The organism is Flavobacterium sp. IMCC34518 (assembly GCF_027111095.2).
Taxonomy (GTDB): domain Bacteria; phylum Bacteroidota; class Bacteroidia; order Flavobacteriales; family Flavobacteriaceae; genus Flavobacterium; species Flavobacterium praedii.
On record NZ_CP114284.2, the window covers coordinates 222961 to 249838 of the forward strand.

20 protein-coding genes are annotated in these 26878 nt (G+C 34.0%); 6 read left to right on the forward strand and 14 right to left on the reverse strand.

The features are described from left to right. Positions 1 to 165: 165 nt before the first annotated feature. From OZP06_RS00885 to OZP06_RS00900, 4 genes are all read left to right on the forward strand, one after another. Complete coding sequence (locus tag OZP06_RS00885; RefSeq protein ID WP_281324108.1) at positions 166 to 792, forward strand: TetR family transcriptional regulator; 627 nt, start codon at positions 166 to 168, stop codon at positions 790 to 792. Continuing rightward, a complete protein-coding gene (locus OZP06_RS00890; RefSeq protein ID WP_269223249.1) occupies positions 782 to 2101 on the forward strand; it encodes a TolC family protein in 1320 nt (439 codons plus the stop codon). Before OZP06_RS00885 ends, OZP06_RS00890 begins: the two co-directional genes overlap by 11 nt. A gap of 15 nt (positions 2102 to 2116) precedes the next feature. Continuing rightward, positions 2117 to 3196, forward strand: a complete 1080-nt coding sequence (locus tag OZP06_RS00895) for an HlyD family secretion protein (protein ID WP_269223250.1) — start codon at positions 2117 to 2119, stop codon at positions 3194 to 3196. Between the two features lie 251 nt (positions 3197 to 3447). After that, positions 3448 to 5031, forward strand: coding sequence for a DHA2 family efflux MFS transporter permease subunit (locus tag OZP06_RS00900; RefSeq protein ID WP_269223251.1), 1584 nt, complete (start codon positions 3448 to 3450; stop codon positions 5029 to 5031). Between the two features lie 283 nt (positions 5032 to 5314). On the opposite strand, the gene yaaA is transcribed toward OZP06_RS00900, so the two are convergent. Further along, complete coding sequence (yaaA, locus tag OZP06_RS00905) at positions 5315 to 6073, reverse strand: peroxide stress protein YaaA (protein ID WP_281324109.1); 759 nt, start codon at positions 6071 to 6073, stop codon at positions 5315 to 5317. 161 nt (positions 6074 to 6234) lie between these two features. Between yaaA and OZP06_RS00910 the strand changes: the two genes are divergently transcribed. Then, positions 6235 to 6750 (forward strand): GNAT family N-acetyltransferase, encoded by a 516-nt coding sequence (locus OZP06_RS00910; protein WP_269223252.1) that lies wholly within the window; start codon positions 6235 to 6237, stop codon positions 6748 to 6750. An 82-nt stretch (positions 6751 to 6832) separates the two neighbouring features. Here OZP06_RS00910 and nagB read toward each other — a convergent pair whose 3' ends face one another. From nagB to OZP06_RS00975, 13 genes are all read right to left on the reverse strand, one after another. Continuing rightward, positions 6833 to 8770, reverse strand: a complete 1938-nt coding sequence (nagB, locus tag OZP06_RS00915) for a glucosamine-6-phosphate deaminase (protein WP_281324110.1) — start codon at positions 8768 to 8770, stop codon at positions 6833 to 6835. Positions 8771 to 8910: 140 nt separating this feature from the next. Beyond that, entirely contained in the window at positions 8911 to 9294 is a 384-nt protein-coding gene (locus OZP06_RS00920; protein ID WP_269223253.1) for an EamA family transporter, read from the reverse strand. Between the two features lie 16 nt (positions 9295 to 9310). Beyond that, positions 9311 to 9463 (reverse strand): hypothetical protein, encoded by a 153-nt coding sequence (locus tag OZP06_RS00925; protein WP_269223254.1) that lies wholly within the window; start codon positions 9461 to 9463, stop codon positions 9311 to 9313. A gap of 17 nt (positions 9464 to 9480) precedes the next feature. Next, the gene (nagA, locus tag OZP06_RS00930) at positions 9481 to 10599 is read right to left on the reverse strand and encodes an N-acetylglucosamine-6-phosphate deacetylase (protein ID WP_269223255.1); all 1119 of its coding nucleotides are present in this window, start codon (positions 10597 to 10599) and stop codon (positions 9481 to 9483) included. A gap of 72 nt (positions 10600 to 10671) precedes the next feature. Next, a complete protein-coding gene (locus OZP06_RS00935) occupies positions 10672 to 11859 on the reverse strand; it encodes an AGE family epimerase/isomerase (RefSeq protein ID WP_269223256.1) in 1188 nt (395 codons plus the stop codon). 96 nt (positions 11860 to 11955) lie between these two features. Next, the gene (locus OZP06_RS00940) at positions 11956 to 14064 is read right to left on the reverse strand and encodes a GDSL-type esterase/lipase family protein (protein WP_281324111.1); all 2109 of its coding nucleotides are present in this window, start codon (positions 14062 to 14064) and stop codon (positions 11956 to 11958) included. Positions 14065 to 14199: 135 nt separating this feature from the next. Continuing rightward, the gene (locus OZP06_RS00945; protein ID WP_269223259.1) at positions 14200 to 15432 is read right to left on the reverse strand and encodes an MFS transporter; all 1233 of its coding nucleotides are present in this window, start codon (positions 15430 to 15432) and stop codon (positions 14200 to 14202) included. A 100-nt stretch (positions 15433 to 15532) separates the two neighbouring features. Next, entirely contained in the window at positions 15533 to 16717 is a 1185-nt protein-coding gene (locus OZP06_RS00950; protein ID WP_281324112.1) for a galactose oxidase, read from the reverse strand. Positions 16718 to 16724: 7 nt separating this feature from the next. Continuing rightward, positions 16725 to 17654: a dihydrodipicolinate synthase family protein gene (locus OZP06_RS00955; RefSeq protein WP_281324113.1), complete on the reverse strand. Its 930-nt coding sequence runs from the start codon at positions 17652 to 17654 to the stop codon at positions 16725 to 16727. 179 nt (positions 17655 to 17833) lie between these two features. Then, positions 17834 to 19300 (reverse strand): RagB/SusD family nutrient uptake outer membrane protein, encoded by a 1467-nt coding sequence (locus tag OZP06_RS00960; protein WP_281324114.1) that lies wholly within the window; start codon positions 19298 to 19300, stop codon positions 17834 to 17836. A 102-nt stretch (positions 19301 to 19402) separates the two neighbouring features. After that, on the reverse strand, positions 19403 to 23050 hold the full coding sequence (locus tag OZP06_RS00965) for a SusC/RagA family TonB-linked outer membrane protein (protein WP_281324115.1): 3648 nt from the start codon (positions 23048 to 23050) through the stop codon (positions 19403 to 19405). Between the two features lie 178 nt (positions 23051 to 23228). Continuing rightward, on the reverse strand, positions 23229 to 24398 hold the full coding sequence (locus OZP06_RS00970; protein ID WP_269223269.1) for a FecR family protein: 1170 nt from the start codon (positions 24396 to 24398) through the stop codon (positions 23229 to 23231). Positions 24399 to 24526: 128 nt separating this feature from the next. After that, a complete protein-coding gene (locus tag OZP06_RS00975) occupies positions 24527 to 25138 on the reverse strand; it encodes a sigma-70 family RNA polymerase sigma factor (RefSeq protein WP_269223270.1) in 612 nt (203 codons plus the stop codon). Positions 25139 to 25575: 437 nt separating this feature from the next. Here OZP06_RS00975 and OZP06_RS00980 point away from each other — a divergent pair, with 437 nt between their 5' ends. Next, a complete protein-coding gene (locus OZP06_RS00980; RefSeq protein WP_281324116.1) occupies positions 25576 to 26853 on the forward strand; it encodes an MFS transporter in 1278 nt (425 codons plus the stop codon). Positions 26854 to 26878: the final 25 nt, after the last annotated feature.

The window sequence follows — 26878 nt, forward strand, 5'->3', positions numbered from 1 at the left end:
AATATTTCTATTTCAAAATTGAATTCTTCCATAATTTAGACTGGATCATGAATTTATAGGGAATCACAGCCTTTTTTAAACCGTTAAAATAATGTTAAAAATATATTAAACAATCGTTTAATTTAAACAGTTGTTTAATTTCGCCTCAAATAAAAAAATTAAGCATTGAAAACTGACTTTAATGACAAACAAATTCAAATTATTCAAGTAGCCGAAAAAGGATTTGCCGAAAAAGGATTTGATGGCACATCGATTAGAGATATTGCCAAAGAAGCCAAAATAAATATCGCAATGATATCCTATTATTTTGGTTCCAAAGAACAACTTCTAGAGTCGCTCATCATTTACCGTGCAACAGATATTAAATTACAATTGGATAATTTAATTCTGGAAGATTTAAATCCTGCTGAAAAAATAAATAAACTTATTGAACTTTATATTTATAAAATCAACGGCAACAGATGCATTTATAAAATTGTTCATTTCGAGTTTTCCTCTCAAAAGAGAGAAATCAATATGGAGGCATTTACCGAGTTAAAAAAAGGAAATCTAAAAACACTCGAAGCCATTATCCAAGATGGGCAAGAGAAAGGTTTTTTTAGAAAAGATATAATAGTTCCGCTAATCACACCTACCATTCTTGGTACCTATTTTCATTTTCATATGAATAAACCTTTTTATGAAAATTTATTAGAATTAAACACCGAAGAGAAATACAATACCTATATAAAAACAACTCTAACAATGCACATACAACAAACCATTAAAGCCCTCTTGACCTATGAAAGTTAGTTCTATAATATTCATTGGGGGATTCTTCTTTGGGATTACATCCATAAATGCCCAAGAGAAAACCAACTTAAAGTTGGAAGAAGCCATACAATTGGCTTGGACAAAAAGCAATGAGGTTTCATTAGCCAATACTAAAGTGGAAACCAAAAAACAAGAATTACAATCGGTTAAAAACAATCAATATCCTGATTTAAAAATTACCGGTCAATACCTTCGTTTAACTGAAGCAACTGTTGATTTACAGTTTAATGCAGGAGCAAAAGCACTTCCTGCACCTGATCAATTACTAATTGGCCAAGCCAGTTTAAAAGTACCTGTTTTTGCAGGGATGAAAATTCAAAATGGCATCAAACTTCAGGATAATCTATTCCAAGCTGAAAATGCAATGGCTTCGAAAACCAAAGAAGATATCGCTATGAGAGTGATAAACTATTATGCCAATTTGTACAAAACACAAAGAACCATTGAGTTATTAAAGGAAAATCAAAAAAGTGCAGAACAAAGAGTAACTGATTTTACTGCCCTAGAAAAAAACGGCATTATTCCCCGTAACGATCTATTGAAATCTCAGCTTCAGGTTTCAAAAATTCAGTTGTCCTTGGACGAAGCAATAAATAATGAAACAATCATTAATTACTATTTGGTAACATTGTTGAAATTACCAACCGAGACTAAAATAAAAGTTCAAGAAAATGATTTAATTAACTTTCCAAAGAATTCAGTCCCATCGGATGAACAACCTGCTTTTGAAAACCGAAAAGATTTACAAGCAATACAATATCAAGAAAAAGCCACTCAATACAATGTAAGCATGGCCAAAGGAGATTATTATCCAAATGTTGCTTTGGTTGGAGGATATGCTGCGTTAAATTTGAACAACATTATTACATTAGAAAATGCCATGTTTTTTGGAGTAGGATTATCATACGATATCAGTGGTATTATCAAAAATGGAACTCAGGTAAAAATTGCAGAAAGCAAAGCACTTGAAGTAAAAAACTCTGAAGAATTATTAAAAGACAATATCCGAATACAAGTACAACAAGCCATTACCAATTATGATTTGGCACAAAAACAAGATGTAGTTTACAACCAAGCTGTTGAACAAGCTACGGAAAATTATCGAATTGTTAAAGACAAATACGAAAATGGACTTTCGGACACCAATGATTTACTGGAAGCCGACGTAGAACAACTGAAATCAAAAATTAGTGAGACAATTGCAAAAGTAGATGTCATTCAGAAATACTACGAATTGCTTTCGGCAACAGGTCAACTATCACAAACCTTCAATCTTTCAAAAATATAACCACTACCAATAATCATGGAAAAGAAAAAAACAAACAAAAAATTCATTATAATCCTATTGGTTTTAATCCTTGCTGGAGGAACTTACGGAATTTCAAAATACCTTCATTCTCAAACACACGAAGAAACGGATGATGCCCAAATTGAAAAAAATATGAACCCAATAATCCCTAGAGTTTCGGGATATATAAGTAAAGTATATGTAAAAGACAATGACTATGTAAAAAAAGGAGATACTTTATTTACTATTGACAAAAGAGATTATCAATTGAAAATTGAAGAAGCAAATGCCGCCTATTTAGGTGCTGAAGGTGGTTTTGAATCGGCCAAAGAAGACATTGGGAGTGCTATGGCAAGTGTTGCGGTATCAAACGCTAATGTACAATCTGCTGGAGGAAATATAAAGACTGCCAAAATTAGATTGGGAAGAGCAACAAGTGATTATGTGCGTTATGAGAATTTATACAAAAATCATTCGATTACGAAACAACAATATGAACAAGCGCTAGCTGCCAAACAAGAAGCGGAGAACCAAGTTCAGATCTTGCAACAACAAGAAAAAGCAAGTTCTTTCCAGAAAACTGTTTATGAAGCAAAATCAAGAGTTTCTAACAAACAAACAGAAGTTGCTGCAGCTAATATTAAGAAAGCAAAAGCATTATTAGAAGTAGCTAAACTGAATTTGACCTACACCGTTGTTACAGCGGCAATAGATGGTCAGATTTCCAAAATAGACATTCAGCCAGGGCAATTGGTTCAAGCGGGTCAATCGTTGTTTTATATCATCAACAACAGTGAAGCTTGGGTTGTAGCCAATTTTAAAGAAACACAGTTGAACAAAATGGTTATTGGACAAAAAGTTACTGTAAAAGTTGATGCCTATCCAGATTATAATTTTGAAGGAAGCATTACTTCATTTTCTCCAGCAACTGGATCACGATTTTCGTTACTTCCACCAGACAATGCAACGGGAAATTTTGTAAAAACGATTCAGCGATTGCCTGTAAAAATTAGCTTGAATACCTCTAATGATCCTGAAAAAATAAAATTGCTTCGTCCTGGTATGAATGCCGAAGTAGATGTTCATTTGAATTAATAAATTTCAGGAAACTAATTTTAAAAAAATAGTATAATTCTAGATTTAACAGCAATTTACTTGATTTCCTGCTGGTTTGCGTGAGGGATTGCAGTGGAGCTCTTTTTTTATCCCGTATTTTTTCGGGATAAAAAAAAGCGGGAACGAAAAGCCCGACCCGTAGTTTTTACGGAGGGTCACGCCCAAATTATAATGCTGTTAGAAGTAGTGCTAAACAAAAAATTTAAACCATTATATTTTAAAAATCCAAAATGGTACAAAACGAAGAAGACGATTTAGTCGAATACGGCTTTAGAAGAGTCATTATTACAATTACCTGCGTGCTTTGTGCCATGCTCGAAATTGTGGATACTACGATTGTTAATGTAGCTTTAAACAATATGCGAGGCAGCCTAGGTGCTACCTTAACGGATGTGGCTTGGGTAATTACTGCGTATGCTATTGCAAACGTAATTGTTATCCCTATGACGAGTTGGTTGTCACAACAATTTGGCCGTCGTAATTATTTTGCAACCTCGATTGTCATTTTTACGGTAGCTTCCTTTTTGTGCGGAAACGCCACCAATATATGGGAACTTGTAGCTTTTAGATTCATACAGGGATTGGGTGGAGGTGCTCTATTGGTAACGGCACAAACAATTATTACGGAAAGTTACCCTGTTGCCAAAAGAGGAATGGCACAAGCAATTTATGGAATGGGAGTTATTGTTGGACCAACATTAGGCCCGCCTTTGGGTGGTTATATTGTGGATCATTTTTCTTGGCCTTTTATATTTTATATCAATATTCCACTTGGAATTATTGCAACTTTTTTAACAATTATTTTTGTCAAAAGTCCAAAATATGGTGACAAACTCAAAGCCAATCAAGTGGATTGGTGGGGAATTGTATTTTTGGCTTCTTTCATCGGATCCTTGCAATTTGTACTTGAACACGGCCAACAAGACGATTGGTTCAATGACAAGCTAATTGTGTTTCTAAGTGTTGTTTCCGTATTTGGATTATTGTTGTTTATTTGGAGAGAACTAACCTATAAACATCCCATAGTAAACCTTAAAGTTTTTAAGGATAATAATCTAAAAATTGGAACCATAATGTGTTTCATCCTTGGTTTTGGTCTGTATGGTTCTACCTTTATTATTCCAATTTACACCCAATCGGTTTTGGGCTGGAGTGCTACAGATGCCGGATTATTATTGATTCCGAGTTCGATAACAACCGGTATTATGATGCCTTTTATTGGTAAAATGATTCAAAGAGGGATCCCGCAAGCTTATATGGTAGCCGTTGGTTTTTTTGTGTTTTTTCTATTTACTTTTTTAATGCGTGGCGTACTAACACCAGACACTGGAGTGGAGCATATGTTTTGGCCGTTAATCCTTAGAGGAGTTGGATTGGGACTTTTATTTGTACCCATAACCACTTTATCATTATCAACCTTAAAAGGAAAACACATTGGTGAAGGAGCGGCATTTACAGGAATGATGAGACAATTAGGAGGTTCTTTTGGTATTGCTATTATTACCACTTATATATCACGATTCAATCAAGAACACCGTGTCAATCTGGTTTCACACTTAGATAAAACCTCATTCGAAGTACAACAAGCAGTACATCAATTGCAAATGGGTTTTATGGCAAAAGGATACAGTGCCAATGAAGCCTTGGCAAAAGCCTATAAAGTTTTAGAATTTAAGGTAATGACACAAAGTTCTGTTTTGTCTTTTATGGATATCTTTATGTATCTTGGGCTATTATTTTTAGTTTGTATTCCTTTTATTCTTTTGATAAAAAAAGGAAAAAATAAGGTGAATCCAGCAGATGCAATGCATTAGGAATTTTAGAATTCAGGTTGCAGAAGGCAGAATTTAGAATATAAAAATTTGGAGCAGAAAGATTAGGCCATTTTAGCTGGCATTGGTCCCGCTATCCGCTTCAATCTTTTGTGCCTCCCGATAGCTTTCGGGAGGCACAAAAGGATTTTCACTCCTATCGGGGCTAAAGGGAGGGATTTCGTTTTTTAGCCAAGATTAAAAAAATTTAGCTACGAATTTCACTAATCATTAGTTAGATTCGTAGCTTTTTTTTATATCATCTATTCAAATTAAAATCCGAACTTTATCTCGTAAAAATCAAATTATTCCCTTTGGATAAATTAGCGTCAAATAGGTAGCCTTCATAATTAAATCCCTTTAAGTCCTCAATAGTTTGTGCATTAGTATCTATAATATAACGCACCATCAATCCCCTAGCCTTCTTGGCAAAAAAACTAATTATTTTTAATTTTCCATCTTTATAATCTTTAAATTCCGGGGTAATAACCGGTACTTTTAAGGCTTTGACATCTACAGCCGAAAAATATTCATTGCTTGCTAAATTGATAAATAATTCATCTTTTTGTAATTCTTTGTTTAAGGCTACAGTTATGTTTTTTTTCCAAAACTCATATAGATTTTTGCTTTCGCCAATGGGTAATTTTGTTCCCATTTCCAAACGATAGGGTTGCATTAAATCCAATGGCTTTAAATATCCGTACAAACCCGATAAAATTCGCAAACGATCCTGAAGTTGTCCTAACTTTTCTATTGGAATCGAATATGCATCTAATCCAGTATATACATCTCCATCAAAAGTAAAAATGGCAGGTCGAGCATTTTCTGGAGTGAATGGTGTACTCCAATCTTGGTTGCGTTGCCAGTTCAAATCGGCCAATTTATCTGAAATTGACATCAAATCTGATAATTCCTTGGGTGTTTTTTTCTTTAAAACTTGGTGAACTTGTCTCGATTCTTTCAAAAAAGAAGATGCAGTAAACTGTGTTGTAGGTAATTCTTTTTCGAAGTTTAAGGATTTGGCAGGAGAAATAACTATTTTCATAAGTGTTTGTACTTTCGTATTCTTTAGTGTTTTCAAAAGTACAAATTGAAAACCAGAATACAGAAACTCCGAATTGAATTGTTTAATACACTCATAGATAATTGAAATAAAGCAAATTTATTTTTTTGTATTTTTGAAATAATTAAAAATACCCCCTCAAAATGATTGATTTCAAGAAGGCCAATTTAGACGATCTTATTGCTATACAAAACATCAGCAAACTGTCTTTTATAGAAACGTTTGCTGCTATAAATACTCCCGAAAATATCGAGAAATACCTTCAGGAAAGTTTCAGTAAAGACCAATTAACAATAGAAATCAGCAATCCTAAATCCCCTTTTTACTTGGTGTATATTGATAATAAACCTATTGGTTATTTAAAAATAAACCTAGGAGATGCACAAACTGAATATTTTGAAGAACCTACTTTAGAAATTCAACGCATTTACGTTTTACAAGCTTTTCATGGCAAAAAAATTGGGCAATTATTATTGGACGAAGCTATCAAAATTGCCAAACAATTAGCTGTCGATTTTATTTGGCTAGGCGTTTGGGAAGAAAATCACAGAGCCTTACACTTTTATGCCAAAAATGGTTTTATCACTTTTGACAAACATGTTTTTGTATTAGGTGATGATAAACAAACCGATTTATTAATGAAACTCGAAATCAAATAAAATATTTTCAGTTCAATTTACAATTTACAAAAAAACCAATCGTATAATTACACGATTGGTTTAGTTATAGAGAAACTTTTTTTTAATAGTCGAAACGTTTGAAAGCTTCGATCGCTTCATATTCAGCAAGACCTAAATCATCATATAATTTAGCGGTATTTTTGTTACGATCTTCCGCACGTACCCAAAATTCTCTAGAGTCATTTCCTTGAAACATTACTCTGTCTTTTTGAGATTGATGACATAAAATGGCTTGTCTTTTAGTCAAAACTTCGTCTGGACTTAAAGGAACAGCCATGTCAATATCATGAATATCCCATTCGTGCCAAGCACCTCTGTACAACCACAACCAACAATCATTCATGTACGGTTCTGATTTTAATTCCTTCATAGCTGCAAAAATGGCATTCAAGCAGACTTCATGCGTACCGTGTGGATCTGCAAGATCGCCGGCAGCGAACACTTGGTGTGGTTTTATTTTGGCAATAATATCTTTTACAATAGCTATGTCATCAACACCTAATGGACTTTTTTGAACCAATCCTGTTTCGTAAAACGGCATATCCAGGAAATGAACATTTTCATCATTCAGCCCAATGTATCGTACTCCTGCAAAAGATTCTCTCCTTCTAATTAAACCTTTTAATTTGCGCACTTCCAAAGAGTCCATTTGACCTTGCGTCTTTGCATTAATAGTGTCAATCACCAATTTAAAATCTATTCCAGTTTTATTTTCACCTATAAAATCATTACATACTTCGGCAAATTTCAGCGCTTCATCATCCGTAACGGCAATATTTCCAGAAGTTTGATACACCACATGCACATCATGACCTTGCTTAATTAATTTAGCAAAAGTACCCCCCATAGAAATAACATCATCATCTGGATGTGGACTAAATAGAATTACTCTTTTCTTAGCAGGAGTAGAACGTTCTGGTCTATAGGTATCATCGGTGTTTGGTTTTCCTCCCGGCCATCCTGTAATGGTATGTTGCAACACGTTAAACATATTGATATTCAAGTCATAGGCTGAGCTTCCGGAAGCCAAAAGATCTGACATTCCGTTGTTGTTGTAATCTCTATCCGTTAATTTAAGAATCGATTGATTTGTTTTTTGGCACAACCATACAATCGCTTTACTTTGTAATTCCTGTGTCCAAATACATTCTCCAACCAACCAAGGTGTCTCTAACCTTGTTAATTCAGAGGCTGCACCTTCATCTAACACAAAAGTGGTATTGGTATGATTTTGCAAAAAAGTAGCAGGAACCTCAGAGCTAATATCCCCTTGAATCGTTCTTTTAATAATAGAAGCTTTGTTTTGTCCCCAAGCCATCAACACAATTCTTTTGGATCTAAGGATTGTTGAAACTCCCATAGTAATCGCTTTTTTAGGAACATTTCCAATTCCATTAAAGTCACTGGAGGCATCTATTTTTGTAATATGGTCTAAAGTAATAATACGAGTTCCAGAGTTGATATGAGAACCTGGCTCATTAAAACCAACATGTCCTGTACGTCCAATTCCTAACAATTGAAAATCTAAACCACCCGCATTTTTAATTTTCATTTCATAATCAATACAAAACTGTTTTAAATTTTCGATTGCTACAGTTCCATCCGGAATATTCACATCCTCTGGTTTGATATCAACATGATTGAAAAGATGTTGGTGCATAAAGTAATGGTAACTTTGATTACTTTCCTTTGGCATCGGATAATATTCATCTAAGTTAAAAGTCACCACATTAGCAAAACTCAACCCTTCTTCTTTGTGCATGCGAACCAATTCTTGATACACTTTTATAGGGGAAGAACCCGTTGCTAATCCTAATACACATGTTTCCTTTTTTCCTTGTTTAGAACGAATTAAACTTGCAATTTCTTGAGCGACAACCAGTGAAGCTTCAGATGAATTTTTAAAAATTTCGTTGTGAATTTTTTCAAAACGTGTTTCTTCAAACTGTCCAGCTGTTTTATAACTGATGTCTCTTTTTGATTCTAATGTAGTTGCCATTTTATTAATTTTTTATTTTTTAAATATTTTTTTATACTAATTTTCAAATTTTGAATAAATGTAAAAAATACTTCTTTTGTTTCTTATTACTTAATTTTAATATAGAGTTACCTTTAGATGTTAACTTTTAAGTATTAAATTTATAATTTGTTTTTCTTCTGAACAATATATAATCCGCAAATAACAAAAGCAACGCCAAAAACGGTATAGATCGAAATAGGTTCTTTCATCATCAAACGGGCAATCAGGAATCCAAATATTGGACATAAAAAAAGCCAATAGCATGCTTTTATTGGATTATTTTTCAATAAACACAGCCAAAACTGAACTGCACCTATTGAAACTGGAATCGCCAACCAACATACCGAAGTCCAAAAAGAAGCATCAAAAACATTTTTATCCGATTGATAAGTTGCCCACAATACTGGAGATAAAAAAACACCTCCAAGAATAGTTTGCCAGCCATTGATTGTCAAAATGGACAAATCATTCCAATGTACCCGAGAATAATAAATCGTTCCCAACGAATAAAATAGAAGTCTAAAAAAGTTGAGCCGATTCTAATCCAATTTTGGTTGCTGTTGATACCGAAGACCATAGAAAAGCAAAAGCAATTCCTGCAAAATTAATTTTTCCTTCTTTAAACGTAACCTCACTTAACAATCTTTTAGCTTTATTCTTTGTTTTATTCAAAATAAACTCTTTTCTCTTTATTGAAAAATCAATGATTCTACTTTCGAAAAATTATCATTAAAACGAACAAAACTAGACGGATATCCTGGTTTTATTTTCCCCAATTTGTCTTCCATTTTAATTGCGCTTGCCACTCTACAAGTTGCCATTTTTATGGCCTCATCTATGGAAACCTCCAAATTTTCATAAGCATTTCGAACCGCTTCTTCCATCGAAATACTGGCTCCAGCCAAATTACCTTCCTCATTTCGATAGAAACCGTTTTCCAGATGGGCATCAAAATTCTCCCATTTGAAATTGGTAACTTTACGTCCTAAAAAAGCGGCATCCGTAATCAAAAAGAATTTATCTTTCTTTAATTTATAAGCCAATCTTGCCGCGGCATAATCACAATGTGCACCATCTAAAATTATGGGAGCATAAACCGCTTCGTTTTCGAATGTGGCACCTACCAAACCTGGTTCTCGATGCCCAAACTGAGTCATCGCATTGAATAGGTGAGTCACTAAATGTATTCCTTTAGAAAAATAATATTGCGCTTCTTTATACGTCATTGTCGAATGTCCTGCCGAAATCACAATGCCACTATCTGTAAGCATATCCAGTTGTTCCTCCGAAAAGCATTCTGGAGCAATGGTAATTACTTTTATAACATCTTTGCCATAACGGATAATCTCCTCTAACTCCGAATTAGTTGGTCTACGAACTTGGTCCAAACTATGTGCACCGCGTTTTGATGGGTTTAAAAATGGTCCTTCCAAATGCAACCCCAAAACTCCATTTTTGTATTTTGATTGATAGTTCCGAATGGCTTCAATCCCTTGCAGAATCGTTTCTCTTGATGATGATATCAAACAAGGAAGCGTATGGGTTGTCCCATATTTTAAACTGGAATCGTAAATATCTTGAATCGTTTCCTCTGTAGGATATTGACTGAAATACTGCTTTTCCCCACCATTGATTTGAATGTCTATAAATCCTGCCGAAAGATGGCTTCCTTTTAAATCAATAATTTCGATATCCTTTGGGATTTCATTTTGAACGGAAAGAATAACACCATTTTCGATAACGACAACACTGTTATTGAGTATTTCATCACCAGTATGTAAAATTCCGTTTATAATTGCTTGCTTCATTTTTTAAAATTGCATTTTAATCTAATTATTCTTTTTTATACTACTCTAACGACCATTCCTAAGAGGCAAAAACTATATGTTTTTCAAATGCTCATTCAAGATCTGAAGACAATACCATTCTTGACGAGGCAAATGAAAAGGTCCTTTGTACATATTCCCCTTTGCAGTTTGGGCAAGACTCCCGTCTCTATGCAAATATCCAAACCATTCGCCGTTGGCTGTATCATGGAATTTTCCATAGGCATAATCGTGAACCATTTTGTGCCATTTGGCATATTTTTCATTCCCTGTCATGGTATATGCCAATAAAGTTGCAATAATCACTTCGTTATGAGGCCACCAAAACTTCATGTCTTGCCAATATTCTTGTACGGGTTTATCATAGACATCACGGTAATACAAAATCCCACCATGTTCTTTATCCCAACCGCGTTCCCACATATAGTCCAACATTTTACATCCTAGAGCAATTAAGTGAGGATCATTATTTCTATATTTTGCTTCATGCAAAATAAACCATGCTCCTTCAATAGCATGACCTGGATTCAGGGTACGTCCATCGATATGATCAATTATAGATCCATCTGGTGCAACTTGCTCCATCACACATTTTATATCCTCTTTTACAAAATCACGTTCTATTTCGGCAATCCATTTGCTTATCCATTCATCGCAGCGCGGATCGCCAATATTTTCTCTTAATTGCTGTGCCGTATTCATCATAATCATGGGAACGCCAATCCCTTTGGAAGGTCTGGTTGGAGTAAACTTAGGCGCTAACAAACCAGGAACTGTAGCATATTCGATACACTTTCCGAATAAAAAACGGGCTTTTTCGGCAGCAGTTTCATCACCACTTGCTTTTGCGTAAGCCGACATAGCGATTACCGCAAAAGTTTCAGAAAAATAATAGCGTCTTTTACGAATCGGCAAACCCTCACGAGTCACATGAAAAAACATCTGTCCATCGGTATCAAAACAATGCTTGTTCAGGAAATCGATTCCAGACTTTGATCCCTCAAGCCATTCCGCTTTGGGTTCAACCGTATTGTAGAGTGTAGCCAACAACCATGCTGCACGTCCCTGAATCCATACGGCTTTATCATCATCGATTAAACTACCGTCTTGATCACGCATTAATAAATAACCTCCAAATTCGGTATCTATTGAACGGGGGAACCAAAAAGGCAACGTATCATTTAACAGCTGATTTTGATAAAACTCTTTTAAATTCTGAAGTTCTGTATTTGAATAGCTCATATTTTTTTGAATTAATAGATCAATTGAAATGGATTGCAATCCTACTTTTCTATCGACCTCATCATTATTTTTGTATATCTAATTATCTTTCTTGCCTTATTTTTTATTTTCTAAAGGGTTCACTTCCAATCTAAAAGTAGAACAGGGTAATCCTGATTCATTTACCAAATTGGCCAATGTAAAAGGTTTCCAAGCGTATAAAACCGTTTTAATATTTTCCTCTTTTGGAACAGTAATGACTACTTTATTATTGACTATTATTGCCGAAGTTTCAAAATGTTGTCCTTTATCATTTACTAATTCAAACCCAATTACTAGTTTATTATCCGAGGTCCTTAATTGTTTCGCTGAAGCAAATGATATCCAAATGGTTTCCTTTTTTTGTTTTGCTTCTACTGCAAATGGTCCATTGGCAGCAATTGATTTTTTGTAAGTATAATGCAATGCCAATCGGGCGAGACGGTCTGCAACTTCTTTTTTCTTTATGGGATGCACATTTTTTTCATCACCATAATCCATACTTATTGCCATTCCGCTATTCGGAATTTGGCTTTGCAATCTGTATTGCATCTCTCGAAATTCAGGCCAAGAAGGTCGATCGGTACTTGATAATTGCACATAATAAAAAGGAAATTCAGTTCCCCAAGCATTACGCCAACTTTTAACCATTTCTGGCAAAAGATGTTCATACAAACCAACATTATGAGCATTACTTTCTCCTTGATACCAGAGAACGCCTTTGATTGGAAAGTGAACAAAAGCGGAAACCCCTGCTTCAAAATTATAACAAGGATCGTACGGATGACGTTGTTTGGGATTAGTGGCGTTTTTTAAATTTACGCCAGCACGTTCCCGAACCCAAGGCATAATAAAATCTGATTTTTGCCAGTTAGTCAATACATCAACTTCTTTATCATCATGTTCTAATGTGTATCTGTCAATCCAAGACTCTATGGGAGAGCCCCCTACTGCAACTTCAATCAAACCAATAGGGATATTTTCTTCTTGCATAATATTTTTACCGAAATAATAGGCAATTGCTGAGAATTTTTTTGCCGATGTAGAATCACAAATAGCCCAATTTCCTAAGAAAAATTTTAATTGATTGGTTTTGGCTAAAGTGACAGAATCCCATGCCATATCATTTGTTTCTTGTATCGCTTTCCAATTCAACAAGCGAAGTTTCGAATTAGCAATTGCCGTTTTTACTTCGGCCAAACCGTTTTCAGACATTTGAAGCGGAAAAGCCATATTCGATTGTCCGGAGCAAAACCAAACATCTCCAATCAGTATGTTTTTAATGACAATAGTCTTCCCTTCCCCTTGAATACTCAATTGATATGGTCCACCAGCTGCCATTGCAGGAAAAATAGCCTTCCATTTTCCGTTTGAATCGGTAGTAACCAATTGTTTCTGGCCCCTAAATAAAACTTCAACACGATCCTCTCCATTGGCTGTTCCATAAACTACAATGGGCTGATTGCGTTGCAATACCATATTATCCGAAAAAACGGAAGCTAAAGTAAGTCCGCCAAAATCTTTTGTAATATTCCCATAAACGGTTTGTGCCAAAATAGTTGCTCCTTCTTTGACAGGATGCAATGCATCTGGAAATAGATCGGGACGAGCATATAATTTTTCATGAAAATCAATAAGCCTAACATGATTTGCTTTTGCAATTCTTTCAATCTGTGTTTGTATTTCCCAATACCAATCTCTAGTTCCCGATTTAAAGCGCGGATGCTCATTAAAAATTGGTGTCATTCGGCAAATAAATAATTTTACCTTTGGATTTTGTTTCCGTAGCGTATCCAATAACCAAGTGTAGTCGGCGTCAAAATCTTCTTTATAATTGGGCCAATTTCTTGGGTCTGTATCATTCAATCCTAAATGAATAATAGCTATATCGGGAGCGAAAGCTATAGCTTCGGCACATTCTTTTGTTTTATAATAAGGTTTGTGCCCTTTTTTTAATAGAGTAGCGCCACTAAATCCAAAGTTTTTTACTTCGAAATTATTTCCCAACATTAATTGCAACTGAGAAGGATAAGATTCCGTTTTTGGGTTTGCAAAAAGATAGCCCGCTGTAACAGAATCCCCCATACAAGCTACTTTTATCAAAGGAGTTTGTGCAGACAATCTATTCTGTATCAATAGCGCAACAGAAAATAGCAACAGTATAATATCTTTTTTAAAACTCTTCATAACTTTAAATAATACAATGACAAACATTTAAAAATATCGGCCAAGGTGAACGTTTAAATTCACCTCAGCAGATAAACAAACAACCAAATAACTCCATTCGAAAAAACTTAAAAACTATATTTTATCCTTAATTATTTAGGCATCAGTAAAATCGTTTACTTCAGGTCGCAGAAAAATAATTTGAACCAATAATGCCATAAAAACAACACCAGCCATCATGGCAAAACCATTTCCTAACGCACCTTCATCTGCATATTTTCCTAATATTGAAGTCACTAACGCTCCACAGCCCACTCCAGTCATATTCAAAACGCCATAAGCAGTAGCTCTGTATTTTGAGGATACAAACTGACAAAGTATTGGCATATTATTAGCATCAAACATTCCATAACCTATCCCAAAACAAAGAGCTGCACTTACAACATGAAAAAGAGAATTTCCAAAACCAATTAATAGTAAGGCCGGAATCGTTAAACTTAGTCCAATAGCACTTGTATAAACTCTTCCTTTAACATTCTTTAAAACCCATTTATCAGATAATATACCTCCAAAAATAACACCCAATAAAGAAGACATTGAGATAGTGATTGTTGCCAATGGTCCTGCTTGTTCCATTGAAATTCCTAAATTATCCGAAAATAATGTTGGCAACCAATTCTTAGTAGCCCAACCCGGTAAACTAATAGTAGCAAAAAAGAATAAAATAATCCAAAATGAAATATTGGTAAATAACAATCCCAATCCTTTTAAAACTGAACTTTTTTCTTTACTATCCTTTATGTTTTGATGATTCGAAACTTTTTTCTCAAAAAGAAAAAAGACCAAGACAATAGCGTAGACAACCCCGATTAATCCAAAATAATGAAAAGTGGTATGCCATGAATAGGCTGCGGCAATTGTAGCGCCAAACCCACCCAAAGCCGATCCTATATAAAGCCCTGTCATGTGAATCCCTATTGCAAGTGATCGGGATTTTTGCTGGTGATAATCGGCAATTAATGACAATCCGGCAGGAATATACAAGGCTTCACTTACTCCCATAAGAGCCCTTAACCAATACACATGATTGTAACTGACAGCATAACCCATTGCATAAGTAACTGCTGACCAGACAAATAAACTACCAACAATTAGCCATTTTCTATTCAATTTGTCCGCTATAATACCAGATATTGGACTCATCAAAGCATATATCCAAAGAAATATGGCCATTAAGCGACCAAAATTCTCTCCCGACATCAATTCTGGAATATCTGTTTCCATTGAGGGACGCATGGTGGCCAACATCTGTCTGTCCATATAGTTAAGCAATGCAACAACCCACAGCAAGCCCACTACTATCCAAGGATAATATTTTGAATTCTTCATAATTTGTATGTAAATAGTTTTTATTCTAGCGCAATCTGCCTGTTTTATTTTAAACAACAAAGCTTTTTGTCTAGCTATAAAAGTGTAAGATTTGAATTGATTATTTTATTTTTCCTATCATAACATTAGGCGTTCGTATTCCTGGTTTAATTTCACCATTAGACAGTACAATTTCATTATCCCATAGCACTGCAGTAGTCGTAACTTGTGCCAAAAATGGCAACTCCCCTACTTTTGTCCAAGTATCAGATAGTGTGTTATACAACAACATCCCTTTAAAAAAACCCTGATGTTGGGTGTTCAGTACATTCTTCTCTGCAATAAGTCTTTCCTTTTCCTCTTTTGAATTTGATTGTGCTATTTGGGATAAATAGGTTTCTATTTTATGAAAAACTAGTCCATTATCCCCACCAAGAATCAATATCGAATGCGTTCCTAATGCAACAGCAGCACCAGCTGAAAAATTGGTAGTATTTGTTCCGTCTGAAATAGCTGCTGCACTTCTCCACGCTTGTTTTTGGATATTATAAACAAAAGTAGTATTGTGTAAATCACTGATACCTGTTGCCGTTTTAGTTCTTCCTCCAATTACAAAAATGGCTGTACCTTCATTTGTATCTTGAACCACAGCAACTGCATTTGCCAATGCTATGGGTAAATTGGGTAATGCTTTCCATTCTGGTTTTATAACATTTAAATCCAAACTAAAAAAAAGATTGGAAGAGTTTTTTGCTTCATCTCCTCCTATTGCATAAATCACATTTCCGATATGGGTTAGAGCGATATTGGCCATAGCCAAAGGGAATTCTGGCAATGAAAGTATTTCAACATCATTTCTGGAATGTTTCCATTTTAAGATGTATGCCTTATTCGAAAGACCATTTATATTTTCACCCCCTACATAAACAACTCCCAAATTAGTTGAAGTAACTCCACTATAGGCAATGGGTTCTGGTAATTTTGTTTTTATTTTTTTATTCCAAATAAAATTGGCGTCTCTTTTTTGCAATACATGAATAGCATCAGAATATCTTTTAGCCCCACCTTCCCAAGGCATTTTATCAGGAAAATTGGCTCCTCCAGTCACAATTAAAACATTCTTATGTACCCCATTTATGGCTCCAGCAAAGCCAAGAGACTTGCTTCCTTCATTATTTTGCAAATACGCACCAATTTTCCATTCGATGGTATTAAAATCTTTTATTTGAGAATTGACTGTTGTTGTTATTGACATCATAAAAAATAAAGGAATTAGAAAAAATAATAACTTTTCTATTGATTTCATTTATAAACTAGCTTGGCAGATTTGATTTGAAACTATTAAAATCTAAGCTATCCACATCCTTTTTGAAATCCTCAAACTGATCCGAACTCATATTTTTGACTGGTAATCTAAATTCACCTAAATTCAATCCCGTAACTTTCATATAGGCTTTCCCTACAGATATCCCTCCGTATTTACCCAATAAACGAATCATATTTATTGATTTTTGCTGTAAAATACGAGCGGTAAACAAATCATTGGTATTAAAGGCATCAATCAATTCATAATATAAAGGTGCCGCATAATTAAAAGTACTTCCAACAGCTCCCGTGGCTCCCAATACTAGAGCAGACAACATGTTTTCGTCACGTCCCCAAAGCATATCATATTTTCCGTCTTTATAGCTCATGCAACTCTGAAAATCCATGAAATCTTCATGAGTATATTTTATGCCAGCAAAATTGTCCAGTTTGCCATCTAAGGCTTGAATTAAATCAAACATTGGTAAGTTAACCCCTGTTAAAACTGGAATATGGTAGTAATAAAAAGGCATATTTGGCACACTTTCTCCAACCATAATACAAGCCTGAGCGAGCATATCTACATTGGCTGGTTTAAAATAAAAGGGAGAAGTAAGCGATACAGCATATAAACCAATTTCATAAGCATGTTTGGCTAAATCGATACAATCAGAAAGACAAGTCCCTCCCAAAAATACCATTACTTTGAAATCATCATCGTGATTCGTGCAATCTGCCCACGCTTGCGCTATGGCTTTTTTTTCTTCAAGGGTTATAGAAACCCCTTCTCCTGTCGATCCATTTATAAAAGCTCCAGTAACTTTGTTGTGTTTTAAAAATGCATAATAGGGTGGAATTAAACTAACGTCTAATTTTCCGTTGCTGTCAAATGGAGTAAATGGTGCAGCTATAAGTCCTTGTAAATGTTGTATATTCATGTGTAGATACTTTTTGTTTTTTAAAGGAATATGGTATCACCATTCTTAATTCTAATTTGAATTTTTAGAATCATGGCGATTTCATAATGTTTATTCGTTAAATTATAGGTGTTAATTGACCAAGCCGAAAATTTTTAAATTTTCGACTCAATCAGTTAACAGTAAAATTCTAATCTAAATTAGTACCCAGGATTCTGAGTCACTTTTGGATTGTAGTTAATTGTATTTTGAGATATTGGGAAAAGTACTTGTTTCCCTGTCATAGATGGAACATTCGCCGTTTTATTAAAACGAACTAAATCCCACCATGCTTTACCTTCAAAAGCAAGTTCTTTTAGACGCTCTTTTAAAATAACATCATCATTAGCTGCTTGAGAAGAATTAGTAAATACAGCAGTAGCATCTGCTCTTTGCATCACTTGATTCATCTCTGCAGTAGGATCCTGACCCAAACCGTTTTTGATTTCAGCTTTCATCAACAAAATATCTGCCCAACGATAAATAATGATATCACTGGTAAATCTTCTAAGGGTACCATCTACAGTACCATTAAATTTCATTAATCCAGTAACAACATCTGCTGTATTTGCAGTATTTCTAAGTGTCAAATAAGTTGCATCTTTTCTAACATCGGTTGCCGCAAAATTAAAGCGAGATGGATCAGGTTGTACTCTTGAAATACCCGCATTTCCAGAACCGGAACCTAGTGTCCCAAACATTGCAGTAGCAGCTGCAGTAGTCGCTCCAGGATAATCTGAAGGACCAACGTACATAAAAGAGTTCCAGTTATCCGATAAATTTGAAGTAACATCGGTTAATGAATAACGAACCGCAAAAAGTATTTCATTATTACCTTTGCTTGTATAACTGAATACATCTTTAAAATTAGGCAATAAAGCAGGACCAGCAGCAATTGCATTTATGGCATCCAACGCTATATTCAAATCTGCAGCTCCGCCTCCTAATTGCTTGGCAGTCCATAAATTCACATCCGCTTTTAATGCATATGCAGCTGATTTTGATAATTGTACTTTATTATTGTTCGCATCTGGAAAATTAGCCAATGCCAATTCAATATCCGATTTTATAAATGCAAAAGTTTCGGCCAAATTGTTACGAGGAACGATATACTCATTTTGATTCGTATTCTCTGTTGGTGTAGTAACAATTGGAACACCACCCCAAGAACGCGCCATAATAAAATAAGCCAAAGCCCTCATTGTATACGCCTGAGCCATGTAGCGTTTTTGCTCATTTAAAGTAGTTGAACTAAACGGAATAGTAGGAACATACTTTATAATCAAATTAGCCTGTTGTACAACAGTATACAAACCACCCCAATCTACATCTACATTTTGTGCAGTAAGATTGTTGTTGTAATAATTCGCTAAATTCAACGGTGATTGAACCCCAGCTTTAATTTCTGCACTTCGAGCACCTCCTAATAAATAATAATTTTGTTGGGTTTGTGTTCTAAAATTAATGTACATTCCATTGACAGCTGCTTTAGCATCATCCTCAGTTTTCCAAAAAGCATCTGAAGTAATTACACTTTCTGATACTAAGTTTAAATCATCTGCACAAGAATTAAATAGCGGTGAGATGCATGCAAATAGGATTGAATATAATATATATTTATTTTTCATAATAGATAATATTTGTTTTTTAAAGGAATATGGTATCGCCATTCTACTTACCAATTTTTGAATTTAATATCATGGCGATTTCATGATGTTTATTATTAAAATTTACAGACTTACATTTAATCCAAATATTATGTTTCTTGGTACTGGATATGTACCTGTAGCTCCAGCTGAATTTAAACCTTGGCTAGAACCTCCATCAATACCTTGAACTTCAGGACTTAAACCTGTATATTTAGTAAAATAATAAAGATTACTTCCTGTTACATAAAAACGTGCCGATGCTAATCGTACTTTATTAGCAAAAGAAGTTGGAATAGTATATCCTAAAGTGATTTCTCTTAAACATAAATAATCTCCACTTTCATAATAACGACTATTTCCTTGAAACATATTTGTGTTATAAGCTGCTCCACTAGCTTCCGATCTAAATAAATTGTTTTGATTGGTTTGATCAGCCCAACGGTAACGAGGTACATCAGTAATGTCTCCTTCTTTTTGCCAAGATTGTAAACTTTCGGCCAGTAAACCATAATTCCCTTGAAATTGACCAACAAAACGAGCTCTGGCTTCATTATATATTGTAGCTCCTAATGAATAATCTGTTCTAACCACTAATGAAAAACCTTTATAACTCACATCAAAATTAATACCTCCTACATATTTAGGAAACATATTCCCCATGTATTTTCTGTCTCTACTATCGATAATATTATTGCCATCGGTATCTTCAAAAACAGCATCTCCAGGAAATTTAATTCCATTAGGATTTCCACCAGCGGCGTTTGTTTTTGTTACATAAGTATCTTTTGTTGTCGCATTATATGCATCTGCAGCAGCTTGAGTAGGAAGAATGTATAATTGTTTATGAGCATAAAAATCTCCAATTTTTTGTCCTTCTTGTGACCCACCTACATATACATAAGATCCACTGGCAGCATCCCAAATTTGGGTTCCACCAATTCTGTTGTTTAAATTCCCATTATAAGGAAGGGTCTCAATAACATTCGTATTGTGTGATATAATGAATCCAGCATTAATTTTTAAATCATTTTGATTGTAAATCGTAGTAGCCAATTCCATTTCAAATCCTTTACTTCTTAAACCTCCTAGATTAGTCAAAACTGTTGAAAATCCACTATTAGAAGGCAAAGTCAAATTGGTTAATAGATCCGACGTTAATTTGTTATAAAAATCTCCAATTAATCTAATCTTGTCTTCGTGAATACCCAAATCAAAACCAATATTATTAGTTTGTGATTGTTCCCATTTTAGGCCAGGGTTTGCGATTTGTGAGTTAATAATTGCAGATTGACCATTATAATTATTGGCAATTCCGTTTGTAGATCCTGCATATAATCCTCCTGCTTGAAAATCACCCAAAGTACCTAAGTTTCCATTAACACCAAAACTTCCTCTCAATTTGAATGATGAAACCACTGTTGGCATTACTTTCCAAAATTCTTCTTCATGCGCATTCCATCCTACAGATATCCCAGGAAAAAAACCGTATTTATTGTTTGGTCCTAAACTAGAAGCACCATCATATCGAAAAGATCCTGTAAATAAATACCTGTTTTTATAATCGTAATTCAAACGTCCGAAAACACCATTCATAACCAATTTCGTATTATTCGCATAAACGGAAACTGGAATTGGAGATGAATCTAAAGTCTGAGCTAAATCGGAAGGACTTCCTTTACCCGAAGCATTAAATGCTTTTATTGTTCTTTCGTAATTTGAAGCTCCTAATTTTGCTTGAAAATTACCTACGGCATCAATCGATTTCGTATACGTAAAAACCCCTTCAAATTGTGTTTGAAACAAACGATTATTTACTTGAGAAGCTGTTCGAGTATTGTCAACTAGTCCTGTACTTCCGCTCAAAAATGCCTGTTGAAAAACATTTCCAGAAGCATTTTCACTATATAAAGACATTGAAGGTGTAAAAACTAAATCTTTTGAAAGTTTCAAATCTCCATCAAAAGACATTTGTAATTTTTCATTTTCATTAATCCCTTTTACTTTACCCATTTGATATAATGGATTTCCGTTTATATTATTTTGGCCTGGCGCCAAACTACCATCTTCCAATAAAAATTTTGTTGTAGGTGCATTTCCCAAATATCTATTAAAGACCACACTATTACTTACCACTTGATTGTTATTCGATTTAGCATATAAAACTTTACCACTTAAAGTAAAATTATCAGTCAAATTAAAAGACGCATTCAACTTTGCGGTAAATCTCTCATAACCGGTATAAATAGTAACTCCATCTCCTTTTAAATATCCTAAACTTAAATCAAAAAGACCTTTTTCTGTACCACCACTAAAATTTAAATTATGATTTTGCGTCAAAGCATTTTGAAACAAAACATCATTCCAATTGGTACTTTTGTACATAATTGTATTCGATGTATTCAAAGGATCAACCATTTCTTGCCAACCTTCGCCTTGCAAAGTAGCAATTGTTTGTGCGGATAAACTTGATTTTAATAATGTGGCAAACGGTGTATTATTATTCAAATTATTACCCGTACCATAAGGAGTTGCTCCTATTAATTGATTATCTCTAGCATTAGGACGTGTTCCACCCATAATATCGGCAGCATTTTTAACACCTAAACGAGACAAACGAATGAAGTCTTCTCCCCCCAAAAAATCATATTTTTTTGCAATTTGACTGAATTGAGACGAATAACTATAGGAAATTTTTGTTTTCCCAACTTTACCTGTAGAGGTTGTAATAATAACAACACCATTAGATCCACGTGCACCATAAATGGAAGTTGATGCAGCGTCTTTTAATACTTGTAACGAGGCAATATCGGCTGAGTTAATATCATCTATCTGAGAACGTATTACTCCGTCAACAATATACAAAGGAGTTGCTCCTCCTGGATTATCAATAGAGGTACCACCACGAATTATAATACTTGATGCTTTTCCTGGTTGTCCTGAAGCCGTGCGAACAACAACACCACTTACATTACCTTGTAGTGCTTGAGTAACATTAGAATAGGGTATATTTTCTAATACTTTTTTATCTAATTTAGAAACTGATGTACTTACTGTTCTTCTATTTTGAGATCCGTAACCCACAACAAGTACTTCATTCATTTGTTGCCCAACTTCTTTTAAAACTATTCTTAGATCTTCATCACTTACAATTTTAACTTCTTGATCTTGTAACCCAATATATGTAACCAATAATACGGTCACATAATCTGGAATTTCAATTTCAAAAGTCCCATCAAGTTCTGTTGATGCTGTTATAGTTGTTCCTTTGGCCAATATATTTGCTCCTGGTAAAGACTCCCCTTTTTCATTGAAAACTTTACCTTTAATTTTTCGGTTAACTGGCGCAATTGATGTTCTTTTTACAGAATTATCCATTTTTGGAATTAAAGAAATCGTTTTGCCTTGAATAATCCATTTTACAGGAGCACCCTTGAAAGCTTCTTGCAATACTTTTTCGATTGAAGCATTTTTAACATCAATTGAAATTGGTTTTACATTTTTTAAAATAGTAACATCGTAGAAAAAAACATAATTTGTTTGTTCTTTAATAACAGAGAGTACTTTTTTTGCTGTTACATTCTTTCCAGAGAAAGTTATTGTTTGTGAAGATACTGCTGCCGATACATTTAGCGTAAGGGCAATTATCAATATGGACGTTAATTTCATAACTTTCCAGAATTTAGGGGTTAGCCAAGAATTTCTCGACTTGCTTTTTGGTAATAATTTCATACTTTTGTAATGATTTTGGTTAAAAATAAATTTTCCTCGCTTGGTCTATTTATCTGTTTTTCCAGTCATAGTTCCTTTTTACTAAGGAACAAGCCAGCGATGCTTCCAACATCTGCTGGCTTTTTTATTGGATCACAAATAAATTTTTTATAAAAAAGGTTTCCCTGATTTGTTTTTTTTATGGTATTACTTTCAAAATTTTGCCTTCTATTTTAAAATGAACATTATTTCCCTCTAAAATTTTCAATACTTGTGATAATTCTAGGTCTCTATTTATTTCACCTTCAAAGTTTCTAGAAACAACTCCTTTATCCATAACTACATCTACATCATACCAACGACTTATTTGGCGTAATACCGTTTCGAGACTTGCATTATCAAAATGGAACATACCATTTTTCCAAGCCAATACTTCATCAAAATTATCAAGGGCCTTTACCTTAACTCCACCTGATTTTTTTATATTGGCTTGCTGACCTGGTTTCAAAAGTACTTTTTGATCTTTTTTGCCCACTAATACACTACCTTCAATAAGCGAAGTTTTGATTTCACCTTCATCATCGTAACCATTAACATTAAAATGAGTCCCCAAAACCTGTACTTCTACATCGTTAACTGTTACTTTAAAAGGTCTATGTTTATCTTTGGTAACTTCAAAATAAACTTCTCCTACTATTGATACTTTTCTTTCATTGGCGGCAAATGCAGTTGGAAATGAAATAGAAGAAGAAGCATTAAGCCAAACTTTTGTGCCATCTGATAATTCTAATTTAAATTGTCTTCCTCTTGGAGTCATCATTTTATTTATTACACCACGAGCATTACTTCCTTCGGTATAAATTATTTCACCATCTTTCTTGGCAACGGCAGTATTGCTTTGATTGGCTAGAACTCCATTGGCAACACTATCTAAAACAATTTGAGAACCATCTCCCAAAGTTAGTATTGCACCTGATCTACCAGGCATAATAACATTCTTATCAATATTTGCTATTGCTGTTGAAACTTTATTTCGATTGAATGCAACATAACCAAGTCCCATAACCAAAACAATACTTGCAGCGACCAATAATTTTTTCCAATTAAATAATGTAGAATCAGCTTCTTCTGCAACCAGGTCGTTTATTGTATTTATTTTCTTTGTGAGAGATTGGATAAATTGTTGTGTTGATTCTGGATTTGCTTTAACAGGTCCAATACGTTCATAATTTTCACGAAGTATAAAATCTAAATCATCTGCATATTGAGGATCATCAATCATTTTTAATAACTGTGCTTTACCTTCAAGAGATATTTCACCTGAAACAAATTGATACATAAGTTCTTTAAACACTTCTTTTTGATACATAACGAAAAGATTTAAGCCTTGTAAGGATGTCCTTCAAATATAAAGACGAGAATACTTCACCAAAGCGGCAATGAAAATGAATAAAATTTTAAAAAAAAGTAAAAAAAATATTTAGAGTATAAAAAATATCATAAAATAACAGCAATAAACAAATATCGTCCTATACAAAATAAGAACAACATTTTAATGCCATAATGCTTGTGAAGATAGATTCTTAGGAAGTTCAAGGCTTCTAGCAAATGCCAACGAATGGTTCTTTTGGAAAGTCCCAGTTCTTCACTAATAAAATCAGCATCTTTTCCCTCTAAACGGCTTAATAAAAAAATAGTACGTCTAGGTTCTGCCAAAAGATTGGCACCTTCATTAATGATACTAGTCAATTCTTTAAACTCATATTGTTCATCTGGTTTCAAAAACATTTCTTGGATTTTTTCTCCCTTAAAAGATTCTGTTTCTACCAATTTTCGACGAATATGAGTTATAATTAAATTTCTACTTACAATAAAAAGATAATTATCAAAACTGTTAACTTCGGACAACTTTTCTTTTTTCTCCCAAATTTGTATAAATACATCTTGGGTTAACTCTTCGGCTACAGGATACGATTTTACAAAACTTAAGGCATGTTGCAGCACTTTTTGCCAATATTTTTCAACAAGACGAGAGTACACAAATTCATTGCCAGAAGCTACTTTTAATAAAATAAGGGATTCATCTGAAGTCATTAATGGAGAATTCATAAAGTTTTGGGGTAACTCAATTTCTTAAATTAATTGCAACAAACATAACAAAAAAAACCTCCTACAACTCTATTATTCAAAAAAAAATATTTTAATATTTTAATAAATTAACAACAAATAGTGAAATATTTAATTTATTTGAGAGAAAAAAGAAGCATATTCAATATTATAATCAATAAAATCAACAGATCAATAACCTTGAAAAAACCACAAACCCTGATTTTTTGATTCTATTTATTCAAAAAAATAACACATAAAATCCTAATAGTTGCAAAACAGAATCAAGTCAATTATATTTGAATCGATAATTAAAAACAAAGCAGTCATTCGGCTCCTTTTACAAAAATTTAATTCGGAACTTTTAAAATTTTTTTTATCTTGAGCAACAATGCACATTCTAATCTATTACTGACACATACCAAAAAGACCAAATACTAATGATTAACACTATACCACCATTAAAAAAAAATTCTAAATCCATTCTCAATGCCGCCGTAATTGTGGCAGCACTAGGCTATTTTGTTGACATTTACGATCTATTACTTTTTGGAATTGTTCGTACAGACAGTTTAAAAGATTTAGGAATTACAGGTGATGCCATCCGAAATCAAGGTGAATACATCATTAGTATGCAAATGTTTGGAATGTTATTTGGCGGTATTCTTTGGGGAATTTTAGGTGATAAAAAAGGAAGAATATCCGTTTTATTTGGCTCTATTTTAATTTATTCGATAGCTAATATTGCCAACGGAATGGTAACAACCGTTGACGCTTATGCATTTTGGAGGTTGATTGCAGGAATAGGACTTGCCGGAGAACTTGGAGCAGGAATTACTTTGGTAGCCGAATCATTACCTAAAGAAAAACGAGGTTATGGAACAATGATTGTAGCTTCAGTAGGCGTTTCTGGTGCAGTGGCCGCTTATTTGGTATATCAAATTTTTCAGGATTGGCGTTTGTGTTATTATGCTGGAGGTGTCCTAGGTATTTTGTTGCTATTTTTAAGAATCAGCATTACCGAATCTGGAATGTTCAAGCAGATACAACAAACCAAAGAAACGAAAGGTGACTTCTTGTCTTTATTTACCCATAAAAAACGTTTTTTAAAATACCTTCAATGCATTATTATTGGCATTCCAATTTGGTTTCTAGTAGGTGTTCTGATTACTTTTTCACCAGAATTTGCAAAAGCTCTAGGCGTACAACAAGCCGAAACCATCATGGCAGGAAAAGCAATCGCTTTTTGTTACACCGGTTTGGTTTTTGGAGATATTGCCAGCGGGTTATTAAGCCAATGGCTAAAAAGTCGAAAAAAAATAATGGCTTTATTTTTGATTTTCAATCTCTTAATGGTTTTTGTTTATTTGAATGCTTATGCTATTTCGGTATCTACTTTCTACATACTATGCTTTACTATGGGATTTTCAGTAGGATATTGGGTTTTATTCGTTACCATTGCAGCGGAGCAATTTGGAACCAACATCAGAGCAACTGTAACTACCACAGTTCCTAATTTTGTTCGGGGATCTCTTCCATTAATAATTTTAATTTATAGCTTTTTTAGAGATAATCTTTTAGACGGTGACATCCTTAAATCAGGAATGATTGTTGGCTCATTACTATCAATAATTTCTTTATTAGCGCTTTGGAAAATGAAAGAAACATTTCATACTGATTTGGATTTTACCGAAAGCAATGACGAAACTTTTATTTAATAATTAGAGCAATTTTCATTATTAA

Coding starts and splice junctions, on each gene's coding strand:
- OZP06_RS00890 (WP_269223249.1), top strand. CDS start 782: ATGAAAGTTAGTTCTATAATATTCATTGGGGGATTCTTCTTTGGGATT.
- OZP06_RS00895 (WP_269223250.1), top strand. CDS start 2,117: ATGGAAAAGAAAAAAACAAACAAAAAATTCATTATAATCCTATTGGTT.
- OZP06_RS00900 (WP_269223251.1), top strand. CDS start 3,448: ATGGTACAAAACGAAGAAGACGATTTAGTCGAATACGGCTTTAGAAGA.
- yaaA (WP_281324109.1), bottom strand. CDS start 6,073: ATGAAAATAGTTATTTCTCCTGCCAAATCCTTAAACTTCGAAAAAGAA.
- OZP06_RS00910 (WP_269223252.1), top strand. CDS start 6,235: ATGATTGATTTCAAGAAGGCCAATTTAGACGATCTTATTGCTATACAA.
- nagB (WP_281324110.1), bottom strand. CDS start 8,770: ATGGCAACTACATTAGAATCAAAAAGAGACATCAGTTATAAAACAGCT.
- nagA (WP_269223255.1), bottom strand. CDS start 10,599: ATGAAGCAAGCAATTATAAACGGAATTTTACATACTGGTGATGAAATA.
- OZP06_RS00935 (WP_269223256.1), bottom strand. CDS start 11,859: ATGAGCTATTCAAATACAGAACTTCAGAATTTAAAAGAGTTTTATCAA.
- OZP06_RS00940 (WP_281324111.1), bottom strand. CDS start 14,064: ATGAAGAGTTTTAAAAAAGATATTATACTGTTGCTATTTTCTGTTGCG.
- OZP06_RS00945 (WP_269223259.1), bottom strand. CDS start 15,432: ATGAAGAATTCAAAATATTATCCTTGGATAGTAGTGGGCTTGCTGTGG.
- OZP06_RS00950 (WP_281324112.1), bottom strand. CDS start 16,717: ATGAAATCAATAGAAAAGTTATTATTTTTTCTAATTCCTTTATTTTTT.
- OZP06_RS00955 (WP_281324113.1), bottom strand. CDS start 17,654: ATGAATATACAACATTTACAAGGACTTATAGCTGCACCATTTACTCCA.
- OZP06_RS00960 (WP_281324114.1), bottom strand. CDS start 19,300: ATGAAAAATAAATATATATTATATTCAATCCTATTTGCATGCATCTCA.
- OZP06_RS00965 (WP_281324115.1), bottom strand. CDS start 23,050: ATGAAATTATTACCAAAAAGCAAGTCGAGAAATTCTTGGCTAACCCCT.
- OZP06_RS00970 (WP_269223269.1), bottom strand. CDS start 24,398: ATGTATCAAAAAGAAGTGTTTAAAGAACTTATGTATCAATTTGTTTCA.
- OZP06_RS00975 (WP_269223270.1), bottom strand. CDS start 25,138: ATGAATTCTCCATTAATGACTTCAGATGAATCCCTTATTTTATTAAAA.
- OZP06_RS00980 (WP_281324116.1), top strand. CDS start 25,576: ATGATTAACACTATACCACCATTAAAAAAAAATTCTAAATCCATTCTC.